This window comes from Actinoplanes sp. NPDC051388 (assembly GCF_055586225.1).
Window position 1 is genome coordinate 1 of record NZ_JBVJIP010000004.1, and the last position, 23,373, is coordinate 23,373.

Genomic DNA, 23,373 nt, shown 5'->3' on the forward strand with positions numbered 1-23,373 from the left:
GGCGTACTGGTCCTGCGCATCCCGATCGCCGAGAAAGCCAAGCCCCGCAAGATCAACGTAGTCGGCCGATCGCACGACGACCAGAAGGTGATCACGGGCGGTTAGGCCCGCCCTCCGGAGTCCGCCACCCGGTTCGGGTGGCGGACTTCGCCGTACGCCCGGTAACCGGGCCGGCCGGGATCGACAGATTCGAGTGGGCCGTGACAGCGTGGGACACCATGCGCACCCAGGTCCGCACGCCCACCCGGCCCGGCCCGGTCCGCCGCCTCGCCGCGCTGATCGCCCTCGCCGCGCCGGTGGTCGCGCTGACCGCCGTTCTGGAGACCTCGTTCCGGCATCCGAGCAACCTCGCCACGCTCGTGGTGTCCATCGCGATCGTCACCGTCGCCGTCTGGTACGCCCTGACCAGGCGCGGCATCCTGCGGATCCTCGCCATCACGACGGCCGTCGTCGCGGCCCTGTTCGTGCTGCTGGCCAGCCTGTCGGTGCTGCTTCTGCAGCTGTTTCTGCTGATCCTGTTCGCCGCCGCCGGCCGGTACGCCCTGGGCGACGAGACCGGCGACCTGCCCACCTCCGGCGGACGCGCCCATCCCGTCGGCGCCGCCCGGCACGGGGTGCTGATCGTCAACCCGCGGTCCGGCGACGGCGTGGCGATCCGCCTCGATCTGGCCGCGGTGGCCGCCGGGCGCGGCATCCAGGTGATCACTCTCGGGCCCGGCGACGACCTGGCCGCACTCGCCGAGCAGGCGGTCGCGGACGGCGCCGACGTGCTGGGCATGGCCGGTGGCGACGGGTCGCAGGCCATCGTGGCGGGCACCGCCGTGCGGCACGGCATCGCGTACGCCTGCATCCCCTCCGGCACCCGCAACCACTTCGCGCTCGACCTGGGCCTGGACCGCGGCGACGTGCTGCGGGCCCTGGACGCGTTCACCGACGGCGTGGAGCGCGTCGTGGACCTGGGCATGGTCAACGATCGGGTGTTCGTCAACAACGCGTCGCTCGGTGTCTACGCCGAGGTGGTCCGGTCCGGCTCCTATCGGGGCGCCAAGCTGCGCACGTTCGGTCGCATGCTGCCGGACCTGCTCGGACCGGCCGCCGCGCCGCCGGACCTGGAGTTCGAGGGCCCCGACGCGCGCCGTTACACCGGCATGTCGGTCGTGCTGATCTCGAACAACCCCTACCGCCTGTCCCGTCTGGGCCGCACCGGCGGGCGGCCGCGACTGGACACCGGCCGGCTCGGCGTCCTGACCGCCCGGGTGCGCGGCGGCGCGGCCGACGACCAGGGACATCCGCTGCGCCGCTTCGCCGACGTGCGGGACTGGTCGACGCCCGGCTTCGAAGTGCGGTCGGCCGCGCCGGTGCCGGTCGGCCTGGACGGCGAGGCGCTGCTGCTGACCCCGCCGCTGCGTTTCAGCTCGCTGCCCGGCGCGCTGCGGGTCCGGATGCCGCGCCACGGCCTCGCCGCCCGCGAGGCCCGCCGCAACGCCGTGCCCACCCGCGGCGACCTGACCGCCCTGGCCCGGATCGCCTCCGGGCGCGCTCTCTCACGCTAGGTGCCAGCCGTCCGAGGTTCGGTGCCACACGCTTTCGAACTGCGTCCGGAAGCGGCCGTCGCGCCAATGCCGAACCTGCAGGCGCAACCGGTCGTCGTCGAAGAGATCCAGAATCGTGTAGGACTGGCTCTCGTCCGCGCGAGTCCGCCGCGAACACGCCGTCCCGCTCATCAGCCCGATCAGGTGCCGCCCGAGCTCCGGCCTTGTCGCCGACAGATCGACCTGCGCCGGCACGTGCCCGTGTCCACACAGGACGACGTCCACCCCGGCGCGGGCGGCCCCCCGCAGAGCCCGATCCACCCCGATCACCAGCGTCTCCCGGGGCCGCTGCGCCGGCCGGAACACCGGGTGATGCACCATCAGCACCTTGAGCCGAGCGGGCCCGCCGAATGCCGCACCGATCCGCGCCACCTGCCCCGCGCCGATCCGCCCGCCCTTCCACAGCCCACGCCGCGGCGTGCTCAACCCCAGCAGGACCAATCCTCCGGTACGCACCAGAGGCTCCGTCTCCACCGAGAAGTGCCTCCGGTACGCCCGCAGCGGCCAGCCCACCCGGCCGAGCACCCGGAACAGCGGCACATCATGGTTCCCCGGCACCGCGGTCCACGGCCGGCCGACGGACTCGAGCAACGACCGGGCGCCCCGAAACTGCGCCACCCTTGCCCGCATGGTCACATCGCCACCGACCAGCACCCGCTCGACGTCCTGCGCGACCAGATCCGCCCGCAGCCCCTCGACAACGGCGGGGTCCTCGGCGCCGAAGTGCAGATCGGTGACATGGGCCAGCCGCATACCGCGAGCCTAGGCGGCGGCGCGCCGAAGGCCGATCACTCCACCGTCGCATCGCCGACGCAGGGGGCACAGAAGCCGGTTCCGGCTCACGCGATCTGCCGGAGATCGTTGCCGTAGTCGAAGATGATCCGCATCCGAGCACCCAACGCCCGCGCATATCGACTCAACGTCGCCACCTCATTGGCATCGAGATCGCCGTTCTCGATCTGGCTCACCCGCCCGGGTGAGACACCCATGAGGTCGGCCACCTGCCGCTGAGTCAGCCCGAGCCGCTTGCGTTCCTCCGCCAGGTGGAAGGCACTGACCCAGGCTTCGGTCCGAGCGCGCTCGGCGGCAAGAGCGTCGTCGTCCCCGTCGTGCAGCTCCGCACGGAGGTCATCCCGGTCATGGAACTCGCTCATGAGTTCTCCCTCCGCTTTCTCTCCACAGCAAGCCAACCGTCATACGCCGCTTCGGCGAGCGGAATCGCTGTCCTGTACCACCCGGTCCAGTCGCCCGATCTCGGCAAGCATGTCGATGGCGACATTCACCGAGTGGTAGACCTCCGGGTCCGACTGGCGCAGCGCTCGCAGCCAGTCCCGCACGTCACCCGTGGTCTTGATTGACCAGCGACGCGGCGAACTCTCAGGCATGGCTCAACTATAGCCCGAGCTAAACAACGAGTATCGCCGTGTCCTGTAATCGACGGGCCTTTCATCATCGCCGGGCGTTCCGGTCGGCGGGGTCGGTGGCGATGATCTGGTCGAGGGCGCGGCGCAGTTGCACGACCAAGTCGGCGCCGAGGACGTCGCCCAGCCAGCGGTCGAAGTCGCCGATCACCTGCTCGCCCGTGTCGATCGCCCACCAGCCGGAGGCGGTCAGGCTCACCCGCCGGGCGCCCGGTTCGCTCGCCGAGCGGGCCGGCGCGAACGATCATCAGATGGAGATCACCTCCGACCGAGATGAGGACTCCATGGAACTGGGCCTGCACATCGCCGACTTCACCTGGAGTGGCGGCCCGGCCGCCCTGGGCCCCGCCCTAGCTGGGCTACACGGCGCTCTACGTGTATGCCAGCAGGATCACCGAGCCCACCGCCGTCATCGGCACCATGAGCGCGGCGGTGGACGGACTCAGCCGGGGTTGAGTCACGGGATATCGGGCATGACACGGACATGTTGTTCAACCTGATCCGGCGAACCGTCGTGATGGCGATCGCCGTTCCGCTCGCCGCGGCCGGCGCCCGCAAGCTCAGCGCGATGGTCGAGGCCAAGCGTGGCCCGAGTCGCGGCACCCGCCTGCTCCGCCAGGGTGCGGACACGCTGCAGGGCCGCTTCGGGCGGCAGCACCGGCGGCGCGGCTTCGGCGCGGGGCGCTGACGCCGTGTTCCTGCTCTTCGGGTTCCGCACCCGCGACAAGGTGGTCTCGCGGCGCCGGATGATCTGCGAGATCTGTGGTGCCGACGCCGCTCAGACCCTGGTGCGGCGGTCGACGAAGTTCACGCTGTTCTTCGTCCCGCTGTTCCCGGTCAAGCCCAGCTCCCATCACCTGGTGTGCGCGCACTGCGGCAACGCCCGGCGGGTCGACTCGCGGGAAGTCACGCAGTTCGCGGGGTGACTCCGCACCCACCGGGTGAGCCGTCGCACCGCCTCGGCCGGCGCGGTGGCGATCAGGACGAGAGCGATCAGCGCCAGCCGGCGATTGCTGAACTCCATCGCGTTCAGCCGCCCACGGCGGCGATCAGCTCGGACCGCCGCGGTCCGGGCAGCGGGTAGTTCGGAGACCGCCCACCGAGCTCGCTGACCCTCGCCGCCAGCCCCGGATCGGCGAACAGCGCCTCGGTCGTGGTGAGCAACGACGCCAGCGACAGGTAGGCGCGGGCTATCTCCGGATCGGTGAGGCCGGCCGCGACCGTGGCCAGCGCGAGCGCCCAGTGCGGGTCGCCGGGCCGGTACGCCACACCCGCGGCGTCCGCGTCCAGTTCGGCGAGCCGGTGCCGGTCGTACCAGAGGGTGGCCCGGTACAGCGGTCCCAGGACCGTGGTGGTCCACTCGTGGAATCGGTGGACCAGCTTGTCGTGGTCGTCGACGCCGGTGTCGCGCAGCGCGTCGCGGAGGCCGCAGGCGTGCAGCAGGCCGATCGAGGCGCCCCGCCCGAGCGACGGGTTGGTGCAGGCCCACGAGTCACCGACGGCGACCACACCGGTGGCCACCGGGACACCGTCCACGACGAACGTGCGGTAGCGGTCCTCGATGCCCGCGGTGACGTCGACCCCGGAGATGGGTTCGCCGTCGCGCCAGTGCGCGGCCAGCGGATAGCGGTCCAGAGCGGCGTTCCAGCGGTCCGGATCGCGCAGCGCGCGCAGCGCCCGGTCCCGGCTGCTGATGACCAGGGCGACGCTCCAGGTGTCGTTGTCACCGGGCAGGGTCAGGATGGTCATCGAATCGTACCGCTGCTGGAGGTAGGCGCGGCCCTCCGGCAGACCTCCGCCGCGGCTCCGGAAGTGCCGCCCGTAATAGGCGAACCCGGAGTCGTCGCGCTCCTCCGCCGGGCGCCGGGCTCCGGCCGCCTGCAGCCAGGAGGCGAGGGCGGACCGGCGCCCGCCGCAGTCGACCACCAGATCGGCTCGCCTCGGCGTGCCGCCGGCGACGAGTACGCCGGTGACCCGCGGCACCGCATCGCCCGAGGACGGATCGGTCAGCAGGCCGATGACGGTGACGCCACGGTGGATGGTGACGCCGGGCGTGGCGGCCGCGACCGTGGTCAGCGCGGCCTCCAGCACGGGCCGCCGCGCGGCAACGGTCTCGAAACGCTCGTCGCCGTCGCGGAGCGGGTCTCGCCGGCCCGCCGGCAGCATCGCCAGCAGGTTCAGCCGCGCTCCGCCGAGGTCTTCGAGTTCGCGCAGCACCTCCGGCAGCTCGAGCTCCATCTGAGCCCGCCACCGCGGCAGCATCAGGTGCGGATGACGGAATTGACGGACGCCGGGCCGCTGCCAGGTCTCCCAGAGCAGAGCGGCCGCCGACGGCGGAGCCGGATCACGTTCCAGGACGGTGACCTGGTGACCGTCGCGGGCCAGCAACATTGCGGTCGACAGGCCACACATGCCTGCGCCGAGAACCACTATCTGTGCCATGCGCCCAGACTCCGCCGGACCGGCTCCCGGTCTCCAGGTCAGATGGTTGTCAACCGCCGTCCAATCCGGCCTCCGGCGCGGCACCGGCCGCACATCGACACGCTGATCGAGGCGGCGTAGCCTCGGCCGCGTGGAATCGGGGCGACCGGCGCACGAACGCGCCACTGTCGACAGACCGATGAAGGCCGCGGCGTTTTGAGCGGCCTTCGCTGATGGGCGGCCGGTCCTCCCGGGCGGGTGGAGGCTCCCGGCTGCGCGGCCGGGCGAGCGAGTGCGCGCGGCTCGACGACCTGGTCTCGGCGGTGCGCGGTGGCCAGGGCAGGTCTCTGGTGTTGCGCGGTGCGGCTGCCGGCGCCGCAGCGGCAGGCCGGGCAGATCGTGTTCGGGTTGAGCGCCGGGAGCCGGCGCTGTTCTCCGCCGAACTCCGCGCCGCATCCGGTCACTGCGCTAGCCGACCGGTGGACCGGGTGGCTCAGCGCGAGCCGCCCGGCCCGTCGGGATCACGAAGGGACCTGTCATGTCGAAGCGCCGACCGGCACCCGCCGGTCTCCACACGTCCTCGGCCGCGCTGCCGGTCGAGGGCACCCTGCCCGCAATCGACGGCGCGACCGGATGGCTCAACACACCGCCGCTGACCGCCGCCGAGCTGACCGGCAAGATCGTCGTCGTCGACTTCTGGACCTACACCTGCGTCAACTGGCTCCGCCAGCTCCCCTACCTGCGCGTGTGGGCGGAGAAGTACGCCGATCACGAGCTGATCGTGGTCGGGGTGCACACCCCGGAGTTCCCGTTCGAGCACGACCCGGACAACGTCCGGCGGGCCGCGCACGACCTGCGGATCGACTACCCGATAGCGCTCGACAACGACTACGCGATCTGGAACGCCTTCGGCAACCATTACTGGCCGGCGCTCTACTTCGCCGATTCCCGGGGCCGCATCCGGCATCACCACTTCGGCGAGGGCGAATACGAGCGCTCGGAGATGGTCATCCAGCGGCTGCTGGTCGAGGCGGGCACGACCAACCACGACCACGAGCTCTCGCCGGTCGAGGCCGTGGGGGTGGAAGCGCCGGCCGACTGGGCCACCCTGCGGTCGCCGGAAAACTACACCGGCTACGCGCGTACCGCGAATTTCGCCTCTCCCGGCGGCGTCCTGCCGGGCCGGCCACACCGGTACGCCGCTCCGGCCGAGTTGCGGCTCAACCACTGGGCCCTGTCCGGCACCTGGACCGTGGCGGAGCAGGCCGCCCGGCTCGGCGCCGGCGGCGGGCGGATCGCCTGCCGGTTCCAGGCGCGCGACCTCAACCTGGTGATGGGACCGGCCACGCCGGGAGCGTCGGTGCCGTTCCGGGTGCTCATCGACGGCAAGCCGCCCGGCCCGGATCACGGCACCGACGTGGACGAGCACGGCGCCGGCACGCTCGGCGAGCAGCGTCTCCATCAGCTCGTCCGGCAGCATGGGCCGATCACCGGACGCACCTTCGAGATCGTGTTCGCCGATCCCGGCGCCGAGGCCTACGCCTTCACGTTCGGATAGGACTGGCGCGGGAGCACCGGGAAACCCACCACCACGACCGCCGCCAGCAGCGCCGGCAGGGCCAGCCCGTAGAAGCCCGCCGCCATCGGCAACCGGTCGCCGAGCAACCAGCCTCCGCGCACACGAGCGTGCCGAGGCTGAAGAGCACCACGCCGCCCACCAGCACCGGCCGGCGCCCGCGACTGTCGGCGCTCGGCCCCGCCAGCAGGGCGCCGAACAAAATGCCGACCAGCCCCACCGACCCGAGCGCGCCGGCGGCGAGTTCTCTAGACCTGCTGGGTCTCCGTCGTCTCGGGGTGCCGCTCGACGGTGCTCTCCTTGACGAACTTGCCGGTGCTGGCGCTGCGGTTGACCTCGCCGCCGCTCTTGTCGCCGCCGACGCTCTCGGTGGTGGTCTCGCTCGGATGGCGCTCGACCGTGCTGTCCTTGACGAACTTGCCGGTGCTGGCGCTGCGGTTCACATCGTGCTCGTTGTCGGCCATGACGAGATCTCCGAATCGTGAGGGAACGTGTAACCGGTCAGTCCCCGTTACCAAGCGGGCCCAAACGATCCGGCGACGTGTGCATGAGCGGTGCCGGACCGGGTAAACGGCGATCATGGCTACTCGAAAGCAGACTTCGAACGAGTTGGACGCGGCCGAGCGCAACGCCATGTCCGACAGCACCTTCGCGTTCCCCCGGGTGCGCAAGGAACCGCTCAACGACGCACGGCACGTCCGCAACGCGATCGCGCGGTTCGACCAGGTTCGCGACGTCTCCGACAAGGAGCGTGACGAGGCGTTCCGGCGGATCAAGCGGGCGGCCGGCAAGTTCGGCATCGAGATGACCGAGACCAGCTGGAAAGAGCTGGGAAAGCCCAGCGCCGGCCGGAAGTCCTCGGACAAGGAGCGCTCGAAGAAGCAGCTCTACTCGGAGGCCCAGAAGCGCGACATCCCGGGTCGATCCACGATGACCAAGTCCGAGCTGGTCCGCGCGCTCGAAAAGCGCTGACCAAGGCCGACTCGACTCAGCCGCCTTGGATCGCGCAACTGGCCGTACCGCGTCGTGCCGCAGGCCGCGACGGCGTCCGTGAAGCTGACCATGCACGTCGTGGACAGTGTCGCCCGCGGCCGTGATTTCCGGCAATCCCTGGACGACGGCCAGCGGGTTCACCGGCGGGCCGGTGGTGCCGGCGATGCGCGAGACCGCCACCCCAAGCGCGAGCACGTGCAGCGCGGCCGGCATTTCGTCGGCGAGCGGCGGCACCCGAGCTCTCCGCCTGCTCGACCCCCGGTCCGCGCTGATTGTCACGTCAGGCTCCTCGCCCTCGTCCTGCTTACGAGTCGAGGAGAGGATCGGAACCATGAGGATGGCAGTTGCCGGGGGAACCGGCTGGGCCGGCAGGCTGGTGGTCGAGCGGGCCCGCGAACAGGGCCACGACGTGGTGGTGATCTCCCGATCGGCCGGCATCGACCTGCTGACCGGGGACGGTCTCGTCGAGGCGCTGCGCGGTGTGGACGTGGTGATCGACGTGGCGAACGTGACGACGCTCGGCCGCAAGGCGTCGGTGGCGTTCTTCGAGACCGAGACGCGCAACCTACTGGCGGCGGAGGAGCAGGCCGGAGTGCGTCATCACGTGGTGCTGTCGATCGTCGGCGTCGACCGGGTCGACACGGGCTACTACATCGGCAAGCGCCGCCAGGAGGAGCTCGCGCTGGCCGGTCCGGTCCCGGCCACGATCCTGCGGGCGACACAGTTCCACGAGTTCGCGGCGCAGCTGCTCGACAGGGTGCCCGGCCCGGTGAAGGTGGCGCCGCTGATGCTGAGCCGGCCGGTCGCCGCCGCCGAGGTCGCCGCCGAATTGGTGCGCCTGGCCGAGGGGCCGGCGCAGGGCCGGGCGACCGAGCTGGCCGGCCCCGAGGTGCTGAAGGTCGCATCGATGATGCGCCGCCTGGCCAAGGGCAAACTGGTGCTGACGGTCCCCGCCGGCAAGGCGATGGCCGGCGGCGGCGTCCTGCCCACCGGCGACTTCCACAGCGGAAAGATCACTTTCGAGCAGTGGGCAGCCGCGCGCTGACCATGCCGGCCCAGCGCGAAGCCGGCCCAGCGCGAAGCCGGCCCAGCGCGAAGCCGGCTCAGTCGATGGCGTGCACCTGGCGCAGCGTCTGCCTGGACACCTCGAAGATCTCATCCTCATCGGCATCCGCGGACAAGGTCTCGCCGGCTCGCAACATCGCGCCGGCCACCTTCTCCAGGACGTCGAGGGAGTGTCCAGGGATCAGCCATCGCGCCCATTCTCCGACGAGGCGGCACCAGAAGGAGTAGACCGCCGGGGAGATGCCGGGCGCCGTGGACATCAGCCTGAGTGCAGCGGCGAGCCGGGCGACCGGCACGTCGTGTCCGGACAGGATCACGTCGAGCCGGTCCGATGGGTCGACCGGCACACCGGCCGTGCCGATCACCTCGAACAGGTCGCTGCCGGCCACCGGCGAGACCTCGGCGTCGCCGACGAACACGACGTCCACCCTCGACGCCGCCCCGGGATCATCGACGAAGATCCGGCAGCGATGCTCTCCGGCCGGCCCGATCGCCCGTGACCAGATGCCGAGCCGCTCGATGTCGAAGACGGAAAGGTACTGATCGTCGAGGGTGATCGAGGTCGCCAGCAGCTCCGTCCCGCTGATCAGCGCGACATTTCGCCAGAGCGAGACACGCACCAGCCCGGCCTGACCACGGGTCGCCACCAGGATGTGCGAGCCGCAGACCACCACGGGGTGGCCGTCGAACTCCAGGTCACCCTCGATCTCGGTGCCGGAGCCCAACGCCACCATCCCGTGATTGGCGTAGACGTCAACCGAACCCAGTTTCACTCGGCCCCCCGATGGATCATCTTGACGGACCGAAGGCTATCAACGATCACTCCACGTGTTCATCCGCGATGCTCATCAGGTATTCGTATGCGCCAGGCGCGTTGGGGTCGTAGTGGCCATGGTTGCGGAGAATCTGCTGCCCCTTCGAGACGGCTCCCGCTTGCACCCCGGTGCTGCAGGTGTCGAGGCATTGCGGAAGGATTCGCCGCTCGCTACCGATCGGCGACAGCCCGGACGGCGGCTGGTGGTCGCCGGCCATCGTGACGCCGGACGTGCCGCAGGTGTGACAGGCCTCCCCCTGCATCGCCGCCTTCTCGGCGGCCGTGACCTCGGCGCTGGTCGTGGTGATGCCGGTATCGACCGCGTGGGGGCCCGGCCGCAGAGAATCGAGCTGGCCCTGAGTCAACCGGGTCTTGCAGTTGTGGACCAGCACCGGCGAGGTGCCGGCCAGCACGTAGTAGGTGTGCACCTCGGCGACGGTGAGGTCGTGCATCACCCGGTGGAGCGTGAAGTTCCGGACCTCCCGGACGACCACCGTGCTGCCGTCGTCCGAGCTGAGTCGCTCATCCTTGGCGAGCTCACCCGCGTCGACCCAATCGTCGCGAGAGGCACTCCAGAACTTGTGGTGCTGGGTGGTGTGGACCGTCACCGGCTTTTCGTCCGGGGTCTCGAGGGTGAGATCCGTCAGATCGAAGTCATCGTTCTCGAAGAGGACGAGAACCTCTCGCTCGGTGGTCTCGCCGGTTTCCGGGTCGGTCGCCACGACCTTGTCGCCGATCTCGACGTCCTCGATCGGCTTCTTGGAGCCGTCCGCCATCAGGACCAGCGTGCCGGCAGCGAAGCTGTGGCAACCCGTGGGAACGGCCGGCTTCTTGGGCGCGGGGTTGTGGATCGGGACCTTCGGCGCCCGGGGTGGCAGCTTGGCCAGTTTTCCGGGACCTCTGGTCAGCACCACACTGGCGACGAAGAACGTCAGGTGGCCGGCGCATTCGGCGGTGAAGCCGCCGTTGGGCGGGCAACCGAGCTTCTCCGAGGCCTTTCCGCAGCCGCCGAACGGATCACCCAGCACCATCAGGACGCCGCCGCACTGGGAGATGTCGACGGCGAAGGCAGCCTGCTCCTTGACGGAACCCCACAGCTTCTTGCAGTGGTTCCACTTGCCGAAGGAGCACTGGTTGCTGTCCCAGGCCATCTTCCCGGTGCCGACGACCGTGTCCTTGGCGTCCTTCCACATCGTCTTCCAGAACCGCTTGTTGGAGCTGCTCTTGGTCTTGTGGGCCGAGGCCGAGACGGTGGCCTGCTGCTTGGGCGGGGGCGTGTACGTGGTGCCGCGGTCGTCGATCGTCAGCATCTTGCCGTCGGGGTCGCTGAAGGTGATCGGGTTGTTGCCCGCGTAGGTGTAGCCCTGCCACTGCTGCGGGTTGCCCCGGTCCTGCAACGGGTCGACCGAGATGAAGTGGCCGGTCACCGGGTCGTAGTCGCGAGCGCCGATCCGGGTCAGGCCGGTCACCGCATCCGCCGGCTTGTTCAGGAAACCGCGGTTGTCGGGGTAGGAGCCGGCCGCGCCGCGCGGCCCGCCGTACGGGGTGAACTGGCGCCACGTCGGGCTCTGCGCCGTGTTGTTGAGATAGAGCGTCGGCGTGCCCTGGCCGTCGGTCAGCACGAACGTGTAGTTGCTGCCGGCGCCGTTGCGGGCCACCGACCCGCCGCCCGGCAACGCGTAGTAACGCGTGCCGCTGACCGAGCCGGTCGCCGTGTTCAGCACGTGTTGCTGACCGGGCAGGTAGAGCGTCGTGGTGCCCGGGTCCTTCTGCAGCAGCAGGTTGCCCTCGGCGTCGTAGATCGACGTGCTCGTGCCGGACGGGCCACTGACCTTGGTGAGCTGGCCACTCTCGTTCCAGTCCAGGGTCTGCTGGCCTTGGCCCGCGTTGCGGCCGACCATGTTGCCGCCGGCGTCATAGCTGAACGAGGTCGCCGGGCTCGGCGCGGTGCTCGTGGTGCCGGTCAGGGTGTGCGGCTGGTTCTTTCCGTTGCCGTCGTAGTGGTAGTCGGTCGTCCTGTCGGTGCCGCCGGAGAGGTTGCGCTGGATCTCCGCGACCCGGTTGCCGATGGCGTCGAAGGACCAGCTGGTCCAGTAGGCGCTGTTACCGCCGATGGTGTTGCCCACCATGCCGCGGTTCGTGGTGGTCGGCTGGGTCGCGCACTGGTCGGTCGCGGTCCACGCCTCGGTCAGCCGACGCAGCTCGTCGTACCGGTAACACTGCGTCTCCGACACGTCCCCGGCGGCCGAGCGGGTGCTCTTCTGCCACCGGATGTTGCCGGACTTGTCGTACTCGAAGTCCTGCTTGTCGACGTTGCCCGGGGTGGTGGGTGTGCGCGTCACCAGCCGGCTCGTCAGCTGCCCGGTGTGCTCGTCGTAGGTGTTGGTGATCGCGGCCGAGTTCGGGTTGCTGCCGATCGTGGCGGAGGTGATCCGGCCGTACGCGTCACTGACCACACCCTGCGCCAGACCGTTCAGCCCGCCCAGCGTGCTGGGCTGGTCGAAGTTGTCGTAGCCGCGCAGCGTGGTCTCGGCCGGCAGGCCGCCCTTGTTCGGCAGGAACTCCTTCAGCAGCAGGCCGTTGTTGGGCGTGTACTGCCGGGTGAAGTCGTACGTGCCACCGAGCCCGCCCTCCTCGGCCGGGATGGTGATGCTCTCGCCGGTCGACGCGCCGAAGACGTTGTAGCCCTTCACCTGCGTCTTGTAGGCGCGCCCCTCCCAGTACGCGGTGCTGGAGGTGAGCCGGCCCTTGGCGAACGGCATGTTCAGCACCGCATTGTCGGCGTTGTCGTAGACCCACGACGCGGTCCGCTTGGCGTCCGTCTGGTCCGCGGTCGGCACCGAGTAGACCGCGGTCTTCCGGTTGAGCGCGTCGTACTTGACCGACGTCGTCTTGAGCCGGGCGTCCGTGCTCTGCGTCAGGTTGCCGTTGCCGTCATAGGTCATGCCGGTGGTGACGCCGGCGTCCGGATCGGTCTTCTTGACGACCCGCCCGAGCAGGTCGAACTCGGCGGTCCACGAGTTGCCGTCCGCGTCGGTGATCTTGTCCTGGTTGCCGTGCGCGTCGTACGAGTACCTGCTCTCCGTCGTGGCGCCACCGGTGACCGTGAAGTGGCCGGTGAAGGTGTCGGACGGCGTGCCGACACTGGGCCGGCTGGTGTATTGCAGCAGGCTCGCCTTGCGGCCGATCTGGTCGCTGACGGTCGTGGTGACCGTGCTGCCCTCCGGCGGGACGATCGTGACCCGGTCACCCTGCGCGACGGTGACCGTCTTGGACTGGACGACGCCGTCCTTCGCCTCCTCGACGATGACCGCGTTGCCCAGGCCGTCGTAGGTGTTGAAGGTCTGGTTCGGCACCTTGGACGGCAGGGCGGTCGCCGTCGCGATGGCCGCCGCGCTCGGCTCGTTGGCCGAGTCCCACCAGCCGTTGTAGGTCGACCGCGTCCAGCCCCGGGTGTCGTAGAAAGTGTCGGTGACCAGACGCCCACTCTGTGGCGTGCCGGCCTGCGTCTGCCGCGGCCGCAGCTGTGCGTCGAAGAGGGTGATCGACTTCAGGTAGCCGCCGAAGTCGTTCGCGGTCTCGGTGGTGGTCGACGTGATGCCCGTCTTCGACACCACGTAGCCGTACTTCACGTGCGGCGCGGCGGTCGTCGCCCGCGAGTTGAGCCACACGTTGGTCGCCCGGCCGAGGGCGTCGTAGTCCTGAGTGGTCTTCTCGCCGTTCGCGGCGGTGCTGGTCAGCACCGTGCCGCGCATCGGATCGGTGGTGGAGATGCTCTGGTGGCCGAGCGGGTTGGTCACCGTCGAACCGGTCGGCAGGCCGGCCGCGTTCACCGCGTACGCGGTCGTCGTCTTGTTGCCGTTGGCGTCGTACTCGTCGACCTCGCGGCCGACCGAGTCGAATGTGGACCGCCCGGCGGTCTGCCAGACGTAGGCGCCGTTGACGTAGTCCTGCGCTCCCCGCGACATCGTGGCCAGCCCGCGGCTCGGGGCCGTGGTCTGCGGGAACGTCGTCGACCAGTTCTGGTCGTCGTAGAAGGTGCGGCCGGCCGAGACGACCTGGGCCGGCCGGTTCACCGAAGCCGGGGCGGTCAGCGTGTTGAGCGAGCCGGGCTCGGTCGGCGGGCTGCCGGCCGTGAAGCCACCGCAGGCCTTCGCGAGCGTCTCGGCCTGGCTGATCAGTCCGACCAGGTTCTTGGTGGCGTTGACCGGCGCGAAGGTGTTGATCATGCACTGGTCGTTGGCCGCGTTGGCCGGGACGGTGTGGGTGTAGGTGGCCTTGAGCACGCCGAAGGTCGGTGAGCTCACGTCGGCGTCGTAGGAGCTGTCCGTCTGGGTGGCCCGCCAGGTCGTCGATCCGCCGCTGACGACCACGTTGCGGCCGTAGGTCAGCGCCGGCGCGACGCGGTTGGCGGTCAGGGACGGCAGGCCGGTGCGGGTGCGGGTGGCGGTGGCGCCGGACACCCAGTACGCGCTCACCGTGGAGCTGTCGATCCCGCCGCCCTCGCCCTTGTAGGACGTGGTCTCCAGGGTGGCTCCGACCAGTTCGGGCTTGTCCTCGTGCACGCCGCCCTGCGAGTCGGTGACGTTCACGACCGTGGTGTTGTTGTTCTTCGACATGCCGCGGTAATAGGTGGTCTCCGACTTGGTGCGCCGGTCGTTCACCCCGTCACCGGTGAAGGTCTGCACCTTGCCGTAGCCGCGGAACTGGCCGTACGTGCGGTGTTTGGCCTTGACCAGCTCGTTGTCGTCGTAGTGCCAGGCCGCGCCGCCCAGATAGGAGTAACTGGTCGAGGTGGCCGCCGCGCCGCCGGTCGGATCGGTCGCGGTGACCCGGGTGACCGCATATTTGTTGAACCAGTCCATGGTCGGCTCGGTGTATCCGGCCGGCGTCCACTTCACCGGGTAGCACGACGTGGTGTTGGAGGCGGGCGCGGGTTTCGTGGAGCCACAGACGTTCGGCCGCTCGTAGGACGCCGTGATCACCGAGCCGGTCTCGGTGGTGACGGACTCCAGGCGGTGCCGGTAGAACGACGGCAGGCCATCGACCAGGTCCACCCGGTTGGGCAGCTTGACGCTGGTGAAGGAGACCGCCGGCAGGGTGAGCGAGGTGCCCTTGTCCGGCGACGCGAATCCGGTGCGCTGGATCGAGGCCAGCCACAGTGTCGGTGAGGAGCCGTCGCCGGTGGCCGGCAACCGGTGGGTCAGCACATATCGGTCGACCGGCGCCCAGACGCTGCCGACGCGCTGCTCGGTGGTGATCGAGGCGAGGCGCTTGGTGGAGAAGAACGACGGTCCCCAGACCGGGCAGTCGCCGCTGGCGCAGACCATGTCGAAGGGCACGTCCGGGTAGGACGATTTCGTGCTCTCGCTGAGCGCGCCGCAGGCCGGGTCACAGCGGTTCGCGACCGTGAACTGCACCCGGTTGGGCGCCGTGGCGAAGACGTTGCCGCCGGTGAAGCCGTACTCCATCCGCTCCAGCCAGCTGTCCCGCACATAGGAGACGTCGGTGGCGCCCTGGTTCTGCCCGTACCGGTTGGTCTCCTGCTTGTAGTAGAACGTCATCGCGTTGCCGTGGAGGTCGGCGACGTAGTCCAGGCTCCAGCGCTGGGCCATCGTGCAGACCGAGTCGGCGAAGCCGGAGGACTTGTAGCAGGGACCGGTGGACCGCGGCGAGAAGACCGGCACCGTGTCGACCGAGTTGGTGAGCGGCCGGTCGGCGTTCCAGCCCGGCAGCTTGTTGCGGCCGAACTGGTAGACCGTGCCGTCCCGGGTGGTCACCTGCCAGTAGCGCGGGTCGTTGGCGCCGGATCCGTTGTCCGTGCCGGCCGGCGCCCGGGTGATCACCTCGCCGTTGTCCGACTCCGGCTTCCACTTGTCCTGACCCTCGTCCCAGACCAGGGCGGTGGTCGACCCGTTGAGCGACAGCGTCAGGATCGGCCCGGCGAAACAAAGGTCGTCGGTGGCCTTGGGCGAGGCCTGACCCTCCGGCTCACTGCGGCACGAGGTGAAGGTCTGCTCGATGTACGAGCGCGGCGTCGACCAGCCGTCCCCCGCCCACGAGCTCTGCGCCTGGGTGGACGTGGTCTGACCGTCCACGGCGGCGGAATCGTAGGAGAGTGACGGCTCCGGCGCGAGGTCCGAGACGCCCGGGGGCATGGTGATCGGGTTGCTGTAGCTGAACGCGCCGGAGCTGCCGCCGGCCGACCACGAGCCGGAGGCCTTCAGCTCGGTCGCCGCGTAGGTGCCGAACTTGCCGCCGCCGGAGCCGGGATCGGGCTCGGCCGCCACCACGAACGCGTCGCCGCCGACCGGCACCTCGGCCGACACCGACCGGGCCGCCACGTCGTTGGTGGACGGCAGCGCGGTGCGCACCCGGCACGCCTCGACATCGGGGGTGGTGGCCGCACACGCCGGCATCCGCACCAGCCGGAGGCGGGCGCCGTAGTTGCCCCCGTACGCCTCGGCGAAGCCCTTGTAGTCGACCGCGACCCGGCTCTTGCCGGCGCTCGCCGCACCCGGCGCGACCGACACCAGCAGGCCGCGCACTCCGGCCTTCTCGGTGGTCGCGCGATCGGCGACGCGGACCCGGGCGGAGCCGCGCCCACCGGTCAGCGACACCGGCGAACCGGCCACCGTGGACCGCGAGCCCTCGAGGGTGAGCACCGACTCGGCGGCCGCCGGCCAGACCGTCGCCGACGGACGGTAGCTGGATCCGGCCGCGTCGCGCGGGGTCTGGAAGTTGGTCGGCGCGGCCTTCACGCCGTTCACCGAACGGCCCGGCGAGGGCTTTGGATGACTCGGGACGGGATCGGGCGCGGCCGATGCCGGCGCGCTCACCACCAGGGACGATGCCACGGTCGCGACCAGGACCGAGATCAGAATGCGACGAATTTTGGACAAACGCGTCCGGCGTGGATCGTCCACAGTGTGTTGCTCCCCGTTAGCTGTGCGGTGAATCCGGAAGGACTCTCGCATGCCGGAGCCGCGAGCGCCTAGAGTCAGCCATCGATCAACCAAAATCTGTCGCTGAGGCGGTCGGTACATGACGGGGATTTTCAGGCGCGGCCGTAAAACGGCCGCGGCTTTCACTACGCTGCTCGCAATCGGCTCGGCGGCCCTGGTGGCGCCGGAAACGGCCCGGGCGGCCGATCCGCCTCCCCCACCACCCCCGCCCGCGCCCGGCCTGCTGTCGGCCGAGCAGGCCGTGACGCAGGCCCGGCAGACCGGCCGGGCGGTCGAGGCCACCCAGGCCGCCACCGAGACCGACACCCTGGTCGCGAAGCCCGACGGGCTGATCACGCTGACCCGCACCGCCGCACCGACCCGCACCCGGGTCGCCGGGCAGTGGCAGACGCTGGACGCGACGCTCGTGTCCAACCCCGACGGCACCTGGTCACCGCGGGTCAGCAGCGCCCGCCTGACGCTCTCCGGCGGCGGCTCCGGCCCGATGGCCCTGATGGAGCACGGCGGGCTCACCGCGGGGGTGGTCCCGCCGGCGCCGCTGCCCGCACCGCAGGTCACCGGCGACACCGCCACCTACGCGCAGGTGCTGCCCGGCGTCGACCTGCGGGTCACCGCGAAGACCGACGGCGGCTTCGCCGAGGTGCTCGTGGTGCACGACGAGCGGGCCGCGAGCAACCCCGACCTGGCCACGCTGGTGCTGCCGACCAAGCTCTCCGGCATCGCGCTGGCCGCCGACGCGGCCGGGAACATCACCGGCCGGGACCGCACCGGCGGCACCGTGCTGACCTCACCGGCCCCGCTGATGTGGGACTCGACCGCGCCGGCCGACGCCCGCAAGCGCACCGCCGCGGCCGCCGCCTCGACCTTCCGCGGCCCCGGCGCGAGCGCCCGCGTCGCCCCGGTCAAGGTGAAGGCGACCGCCGACCGGCTCGAGCTCACCCCGGACCGCAAGCTGCTGACCGGCGCCACGACCCGCTACCCGGTCTACATCGACCCGACCTTCACCTGGGCCTCGGTCGGCGCGAAGAACAACGGCTGGGCGACCCTGCCGCGGGACTTCCCGAGCACCAACTACTGGAAGGACACCCCGGACCCGGCGGGCCGGATGCAGGTCGGCAACCCGAACAACGAGATCACCTCGCGGACCTTCGTCAACTTCCCGATCGCCGCGTCCACGCTGGCCGGCGCGGTGATCAACACCGCGACCTTCAAGATCACCCAGACCCGGGCCTGGTCGTGCACCGCCAGCCGGATCAACCTGTACGCCCCGTCCACCACGCTGACCTCGGGCAACGCCACCTGGAACTCGTGGAAGGACCGCAACCTCGGTTCCATCGTCGACAACAAGACCGAGGCGCACGGCTACTCAGGCTGCCCGGCCGCCGCCATCTCCTTCGACATCAAGAGCGCGGTGCAGGCCGACGTGGCGGCCAAGAAGACCACCCAGACCTTCGCGCTGGTCGCCGCCGACGAGGACTCGGACAACGGCTGGAAGGAGTTCCTCGAGACCAGCCCGTCCATCGAGATCACCTACAACCACAAGCCGAACAAGCCGACCGGCATGACCACCTCACCGCCGACCGCGTGCGGCGCGGCCACCACCACCATCGTCGGTGACGGCGACGTGATCCTCTACGCGCCGGTGTCCGACCGTAACGGCAGCGTCCTCGGGGTCACCTTCAACCTGTGGAAGAGCGCCACGCCGGGCACCATCGTCTCCTCGTCGAACCCGAACCTGCTCACCTACCGCTCCGGCACCACCTCGGTGCTGCGGGTGCCGGTGGCGACGCTGCGGGCCGCCGCGGGCAACGCGATCACCGAGTTCTCCTGGAAGGTGCAGGGCACCGACTTCAACCTCGCCAGCGACTGGTCGAGCACCTGCCGGTTCCGGTTCGACCCGACCCGCACCGGCCCGCCGGTGGTCGCGCCGCCGGCCGACAACACCACGACCATCGGCGACACCCTGGAGATCGCGGTCGGTAAGCCCACCACCGGCACCGTCCCGTCGGCCTACCTCTACCAGCTCAACGGCGGGCCGTACGGCAAGATCACCGCGGACACCGCAGGTGGCGCCGCGGTGCGGATCACGCCGAGCCGGTTCACCAACTCGGTCACCCTGACCGGGCTCTCCCCCGGCGGCAACATCGGGGACACCGCGACGGTCACCTTCAACTCCAACCCGGCCGCGCTGGCGATCGACGGCGACTTCGACGGCGACGACCTCACCGACCTGGTCACCCCCGGCGGGCAGAACAACCTGGCGCCGGGCCTGTGGTTCGCGGCCGGTGCGGACGACGGCAAGCTGGCGCCCGCGGCGGTCAACATCGGCGCGCGCGGCAACGGCGTCTTCGACAAGACCCCGGCGGACTTCACCGGCGCGCAGATCGTGGCCGGCCGGTTCGGCGGCACCGGATTCCAGGACGTGCTGGCCTATTACCCGAGCGGCGCGCACGCCGGCATGGCGGTGATCCTGCGCGGCAACGGCGACGGCTCACCGATCCAGAGCCAGCTGGACGGCACCTACGAGGGCATCAACGCCGGCACGTTCTGGGACTACAACACGCTCGACCCGTCCCAGCTGGTCAACGCCGGGCACACCCCGGGCAACGCGCACCCCGACCTGCTCGGCATCGCCGGCACCGCGGACACCGGCTACTACCTCAACCACTACCCGAACATGGGGTACATCGGCGGCTACGGCATGGTCAACTCGCTGCCCGCGCAGACCACGCCCACCGGCGGCCTGGACTGGAACACCTGGACGCTGGCGAGCACGCCGGACGCCGCCGGCACGGCCACGATGTTCCTGTGGCAGAAGTCGAGCGGGAAGCTCTACGCGTGGCGCAACCTGGCGTTCGACACCCTCACCGGGACGCTGACCTTCCAGCAGGCGGAGCTGTCCGGCTCGTGGAACGCGGGGCAGGCGGTCACGCCGTACGCGGCGGACGCCGACGGTGACGGCCGCGCCGACCTGTGGTCCGTGGGCGCCAACGCGAAGGCGACGGCCTATCTGGTGGGCGACACCGGCCTCACCGCCGCGGCTCAGCAGACGGTGCTCACCGCCAGCCACGCCTGGCTGCTCAACGACGCCGAGGACGGCCCGGTCACCGGCGCCGCGATCGGCAAGGACAGCGTCGGGACCTTCCCGGTCACCGGCGTCGGCGGCGCGGCGTGGAACACCGGCGGCCTGTTCGACCCGAGCGTCCGCCTGAACGGCACCAACGCGCTGCTCACCACGGCCAGCCCGGCGGTCACCACCGACGCCGACTTCACGGTCAGCGCCTGGGTCAAACCGACCCGGCTGAGCGGCACGGTCCTGTCCCAGGACGGCAGCTACCACTCCGGCTTCCGGCTGTGGATCGAGCCGAGCGACTCCAGCTGGCGGTTCTCGATGTCGAGCGCCAACGTGGCCGGCCCGACCTGGACGCACGCGATCGCCCGCAAGAACAGCGCGGTGGCCGGTGTGTGGACCCACGTCAGCGCCAGCTACCGGCGCTCGACCGGCCTCGTCGACCTGCACGTCAACGGCAAGGACGCGGGGAGCGCGGTGTTCCTGACGCCGTGGAAGGCGACCGGCATCTTCCGGATCGGCGCGCACGGGGCCTCGAACGCCGCGACCGCCGGCTTCCTCCAAGGCGACGTGGCCGAGGTGCACACGTACGCCTCGACGGTGATCTACGACGACGGCAACCCGAACATCCGCGACTTCGACGGTGACAACAAGACCGACGTCTTCGCCTCGCACAGCGACGGCCGGCTGCTGCTCTACCGCGGCAACGGCGGCGGCGGTTTCCGGCCGGGCATGGGCACCATCGGCAGCGGCTGGAACAACCACAACCTGATGTTCTCGCCGGGCGACTTCGACAACGACGGCCACCTCGACCTGGCCGCCCGCCGGGCCTCGGACGGCACCACCTGGCTCTACCGCGGCAACGGCGCCGGCGGCTGGATCAACGGCGGCAGCCCGCTGCTGATCGGCCAGGGCTGGAGCAGCCTGACCGCGATCTTCTCGCCGGGTGACTTCAACGAGGACGGCAACACCGACGTGATCGCCCGGCGGCCCGACGGCGACATGGTCCTCTACCGCGGCAACGGCGCCGGGAACTGGCTCAACGGCAACAACCCGGAGATCGTCGGCACCGGCTGGAACGGCTTCTCCCGGATCTTCTCCGGCGGCGACTTCAACGGCGACGGCCACACCGACGTGATGGCCGTCCGCCAGGCGAGCGACGTGAACGCGGGCGAGCTCTGGCTCTATCGCGGCAACGGGCAGGGGGGCTGGCTCAACGGCACGCACCCCGACGTCATCGGCACCGGGTGGAACTCGCACACCGCGGTCTTCTCACCCGGCGACTTCAGCGGCGACGGGCACGTCGACGTCATCACCCGCCGCAGCGACGGCAAACTCTGGCTCTACCGCGGCAACGGGCAAGGGGGCTGGCTCAACCCGGCGTCGCCCGACGTCATCGGCAGCGGCTGGAACACCATGACAAAGATCAACTGATTCCTTCCGTACGGCGAGCCGGGGCGTCCAGCCCTGGCTCGCCGTCCCGGGATCCGGCCCCCGGTCCAGGTCGGTCGGCTGACGCCTATTCGCGGGCCGGCCGGACCAGGCCGCTTTCGTAGGCGATCACCACCAGTTGCGCCCGGTCGTGCGCGCCCAGCTTGGCCATGGCCCGGTTGACGTGGGTCTTCACGGTGTGCGGGCTGAGGCTCAGCCGGTCGGCGATCTCGTCGTTGGTGAGGCCGGTCGCCACCACGGCGAGGATCTCGCGTTCGCGGTCGGTGAGCGCGGCGAGCCGGGTGCCGTCCGGTGGTTCGGCGCGTTCCGGGCGGGTGAGATAGCGGGCGATCAGGCTCCTGGTCGCCGCCGGGGTGAGCAGCGCGTCGCCGCGGTGGACCACGCGGACCGCGTCGAGCAGGGCGGCCGGGTCGGCGCTCTTGCCGAGGAACCCGCTGGCGCCGCCACGGAGCGCGGCGAACACGTACTCGTCGATCTCGAAGGTGGTCAGCACCAGGATGCGCACCGACGCCAGAGCCGGGTCGGCGGTGATCTGCCGGGTGGCCTCGAGACCGTCGAGGCCGGGCATCCGGATGTCCATCAGCACGACGTCGACGCCGACGCGGCGCACGATCTCCAGCACCTCGTCACCGCTGCCCGCGGCGCCGACGACGCACAGGTCGGGTGCGGAGTCGACCAGGGTCGTGAACCCGGCGCGCACGAGGGGCTGGTCGTCGGCGACCACCACGCGGATCGTCATCCGGCGACCGGGATGACGGCGGCGACCCGGAACCCGCCCGACGGGCGCGGCCCGGCGAGCAGCGTGCCGCCGAGGGCGGTGACCCGCTCCCGCATGCCGGTGATGCCGTGCGTGCGGCTCTCCGCCACCGGGGCGACGACCGGCCCGCCGTTGTCGACGATGACGGTGACCGCGTCCGGGTCGCGGCGCAGTGCCACCGTGATCGGCACCTCCCCGGCGTGTTTGCGCACGTTGGTCAGCGCTTCCTGCACGATCCGATATGCGGTGTGGTCGGCCGCCCAGGGCAACTCCCGGTCGTCGCCGTCGATCCGGCAGGAGATCTCCAACCCGGACGCGCGGAACGAGTCCAGCAGATCGCCGAGCCCCGCCATCCCGATCGCCGGTTGCCGGGGAGCCGGATCTTCACCGGGCTCGCGCAGCAGGCCGACGGACACCCGCAGCTCTTCGAGGGCCGCCCGGCTGCTCTCCCGGATGCCGGCGAGGGTCGGGTGCATCCCCGGGTCGGCGGTGGTGTGGTCGGCCACGCCGGCCTGGACGGCGATCAGCGCCAGGTGATGTCCGACGCTGTCGTGCAGGTCCCGGGCGATGCGCAGACGTTCCTCGGTGAGCCGGCGCCGGGTCTCGGTGTCCCGGTCCCGTTCGGCGTCCTGGGCGCGGCGTTCCACCTCGGCCAGGTAGGCGCGGCGGTGCCGGGCGGCCGTACCCGCGGCGACCGCGAGCCCGCCCAGCGCGGCCAGCGCGAGGTTCTCCGGGCCGAGCAACCGGGACGGCACGGCCCAGGTGTGGAAAGCGCCGATGACGAAGACCGCCAGACCGGCGACGAGCAGGGCCCGTCGCCGGTCGGAGAGCTCCGCGACGGTGTAGAGGGCGAACAGCGGCGCCGCCAGGATCAGGGTGCCGTTGAGGTTCTGGTAGCGCGCCAGATAGACCTCCGCCGCCACCGTGCTGATCAGCAGCGCGACATAGGGCAGTCGCCGCCGCAGCAGCAGCGCGCCGCAGGCCGTCGCGGCGGCGATCAGCGCCGGAGCGTCGCGCAGGTGATCCGGCGCGGTGGTCGTCAGCAGCGTCGCGAGCATGATGACCGCCGCCACGATCAGATCGCCGAGGTGCCGGAAGTGACCGATGACGTGCACACGCACACGCTACGGCCCGGACGGACCGGAACACGTCGCCCGCACGGCGCATTAGTGGCATACCGCGGTCGCGGTATCCCGGGATTGACGCGCACAGGCGACGACAGGGATCCGGTCCGGGCACGACAGTGG

General features: G+C 70.7%; 18 protein-coding genes and 1 pseudogene. 7 read left to right on the top strand and 12 right to left on the bottom strand.

The window, feature by feature from the left end; all coding sequences use genetic code 11:
• Positions 1 to 137: 137 nt before the first annotated feature.
• A complete protein-coding gene (locus tag ACZ6TI_RS11895; protein ID WP_465345005.1) occupies positions 138 to 1,553 on the top strand; it encodes a diacylglycerol/lipid kinase family protein in 1,416 nt (471 codons plus the stop codon).
• On the opposite strand, the gene ACZ6TI_RS11900 is transcribed toward ACZ6TI_RS11895, so the two are convergent.
• The 4 genes from ACZ6TI_RS11900 to ACZ6TI_RS11915 all read right to left on the bottom strand — a co-directional run bounded on the left by ACZ6TI_RS11900 (position 1,545) and on the right by ACZ6TI_RS11915 (position 3,212).
• A complete protein-coding gene (locus ACZ6TI_RS11900) occupies positions 1,545 to 2,345 on the bottom strand; it encodes a metallophosphoesterase family protein (protein WP_465345006.1) in 801 nt (266 codons plus the stop codon). The genes ACZ6TI_RS11895 and ACZ6TI_RS11900 overlap by 9 nt on opposite strands.
• Positions 2,346 to 2,431: 86 nt before the next feature.
• Entirely contained in the window at positions 2,432 to 2,746 is a 315-nt protein-coding gene (locus tag ACZ6TI_RS11905) for a helix-turn-helix domain-containing protein (protein ID WP_465345007.1), read from the bottom strand.
• 39 nt (positions 2,747 to 2,785) lie between these two features.
• On the bottom strand, positions 2,786 to 2,977 hold the full coding sequence (locus tag ACZ6TI_RS11910; protein ID WP_465345008.1) for a hypothetical protein: 192 nt from the start codon (positions 2,975 to 2,977) through the stop codon (positions 2,786 to 2,788).
• Between the two features lie 64 nt (positions 2,978 to 3,041).
• Entirely contained in the window at positions 3,042 to 3,212 is a 171-nt protein-coding gene (locus tag ACZ6TI_RS11915; protein ID WP_465345009.1) for a hypothetical protein, read from the bottom strand.
• A 285-nt stretch (positions 3,213 to 3,497) separates the two neighbouring features.
• Here ACZ6TI_RS11915 and ACZ6TI_RS11920 point away from each other — a divergent pair, with 285 nt between their 5' ends.
• Together ACZ6TI_RS11920 and ACZ6TI_RS11925 are read left to right on the top strand one after the other, a co-directional pair.
• The gene (locus ACZ6TI_RS11920; RefSeq protein ID WP_465345010.1) at positions 3,498 to 3,701 is read left to right on the top strand and encodes a hypothetical protein; all 204 of its coding nucleotides are present in this window, start codon (positions 3,498 to 3,500) and stop codon (positions 3,699 to 3,701) included.
• Positions 3,702 to 3,705: 4 nt separating this feature from the next.
• Positions 3,706 to 3,939: a zinc-ribbon domain-containing protein gene (locus tag ACZ6TI_RS11925; RefSeq protein ID WP_465345011.1), complete on the top strand. Its 234-nt coding sequence runs from the start codon at positions 3,706 to 3,708 to the stop codon at positions 3,937 to 3,939.
• 103 nt (positions 3,940 to 4,042) lie between these two features.
• Here ACZ6TI_RS11925 and ACZ6TI_RS11930 read toward each other — a convergent pair whose 3' ends face one another.
• Positions 4,043 to 5,455: an FAD-dependent oxidoreductase gene (locus ACZ6TI_RS11930; protein WP_465345012.1), complete on the bottom strand. Its 1,413-nt coding sequence runs from the start codon at positions 5,453 to 5,455 to the stop codon at positions 4,043 to 4,045.
• Between the two features lie 517 nt (positions 5,456 to 5,972).
• Between ACZ6TI_RS11930 and ACZ6TI_RS11935 the strand changes: the two genes are divergently transcribed.
• Positions 5,973 to 6,992, top strand: a complete 1,020-nt coding sequence (locus ACZ6TI_RS11935) for a redoxin domain-containing protein (protein WP_465345013.1) — start codon at positions 5,973 to 5,975, stop codon at positions 6,990 to 6,992.
• Here the strand turns inward: ACZ6TI_RS11935 and ACZ6TI_RS11940 are convergent.
• The 3 genes and pseudogenes from ACZ6TI_RS11940 to ACZ6TI_RS11950 all read right to left on the bottom strand — a co-directional run bounded on the left by ACZ6TI_RS11940 (position 6,971) and on the right by ACZ6TI_RS11950 (position 7,474).
• Positions 6,971 to 7,099 carry a hypothetical protein gene (locus ACZ6TI_RS11940; protein ID WP_465345014.1) on the bottom strand — a complete coding sequence of 43 codons (129 nt, stop codon included), beginning with the start codon at positions 7,097 to 7,099 and terminating at the stop codon, positions 6,971 to 6,973. The two genes, ACZ6TI_RS11935 and ACZ6TI_RS11940, sit on opposite strands and share 22 nt — an antisense overlap.
• Positions 7,100 to 7,119: 20 nt before the next feature.
• Positions 7,120 to 7,248: pseudogene (locus tag ACZ6TI_RS11945) on the bottom strand (hypothetical protein); the annotation flags it as partial.
• 10 nt (positions 7,249 to 7,258) lie between these two features.
• On the bottom strand, positions 7,259 to 7,474 hold the full coding sequence (locus ACZ6TI_RS11950; protein WP_465345015.1) for a hypothetical protein: 216 nt from the start codon (positions 7,472 to 7,474) through the stop codon (positions 7,259 to 7,261).
• A gap of 115 nt (positions 7,475 to 7,589) precedes the next feature.
• Here ACZ6TI_RS11950 and ACZ6TI_RS11955 point away from each other — a divergent pair, with 115 nt between their 5' ends.
• Both ACZ6TI_RS11955 and ACZ6TI_RS11960 read left to right on the top strand, forming a co-directional pair.
• Positions 7,590 to 7,982, top strand: a complete 393-nt coding sequence (locus ACZ6TI_RS11955; RefSeq protein ID WP_465345016.1) for a DUF6582 domain-containing protein — start codon at positions 7,590 to 7,592, stop codon at positions 7,980 to 7,982.
• A 352-nt stretch (positions 7,983 to 8,334) separates the two neighbouring features.
• The gene (locus tag ACZ6TI_RS11960) at positions 8,335 to 9,048 is read left to right on the top strand and encodes an SDR family oxidoreductase (protein WP_465345017.1); all 714 of its coding nucleotides are present in this window, start codon (positions 8,335 to 8,337) and stop codon (positions 9,046 to 9,048) included.
• Between the two features lie 58 nt (positions 9,049 to 9,106).
• Here the strand turns inward: ACZ6TI_RS11960 and ACZ6TI_RS11965 are convergent, their stop codons facing one another.
• On the bottom strand, positions 9,107 to 9,841 hold the full coding sequence (locus ACZ6TI_RS11965) for a hypothetical protein (protein WP_465345018.1): 735 nt from the start codon (positions 9,839 to 9,841) through the stop codon (positions 9,107 to 9,109).
• Positions 9,842 to 9,887: 46 nt separating this feature from the next.
• Positions 9,888 to 16,643 carry a polymorphic toxin-type HINT domain-containing protein gene (locus ACZ6TI_RS11970; protein WP_465345019.1) on the bottom strand — a complete coding sequence of 2,252 codons (6,756 nt, stop codon included), beginning with the start codon at positions 16,641 to 16,643 and terminating at the stop codon, positions 9,888 to 9,890.
• A 361-nt stretch (positions 16,644 to 17,004) separates the two neighbouring features.
• Between ACZ6TI_RS11970 and ACZ6TI_RS11975 the strand changes: the two genes are divergently transcribed.
• Complete coding sequence (locus ACZ6TI_RS11975; RefSeq protein ID WP_465345020.1) at positions 17,005 to 21,351, top strand: FG-GAP-like repeat-containing protein; 4,347 nt, start codon at positions 17,005 to 17,007, stop codon at positions 21,349 to 21,351.
• A gap of 85 nt (positions 21,352 to 21,436) precedes the next feature.
• Here ACZ6TI_RS11975 and ACZ6TI_RS11980 read toward each other — a convergent pair whose 3' ends face one another.
• Complete coding sequence (locus tag ACZ6TI_RS11980) at positions 21,437 to 22,108, bottom strand: response regulator transcription factor (protein WP_465345021.1); 672 nt, start codon at positions 22,106 to 22,108, stop codon at positions 21,437 to 21,439.
• Complete coding sequence (locus ACZ6TI_RS11985; RefSeq protein ID WP_465345022.1) at positions 22,105 to 23,241, bottom strand: sensor histidine kinase; 1,137 nt, start codon at positions 23,239 to 23,241, stop codon at positions 22,105 to 22,107. Before ACZ6TI_RS11985 ends, ACZ6TI_RS11980 begins: the two co-directional genes overlap by 4 nt.
• Positions 23,242 to 23,373 lie beyond the last annotated feature (132 nt).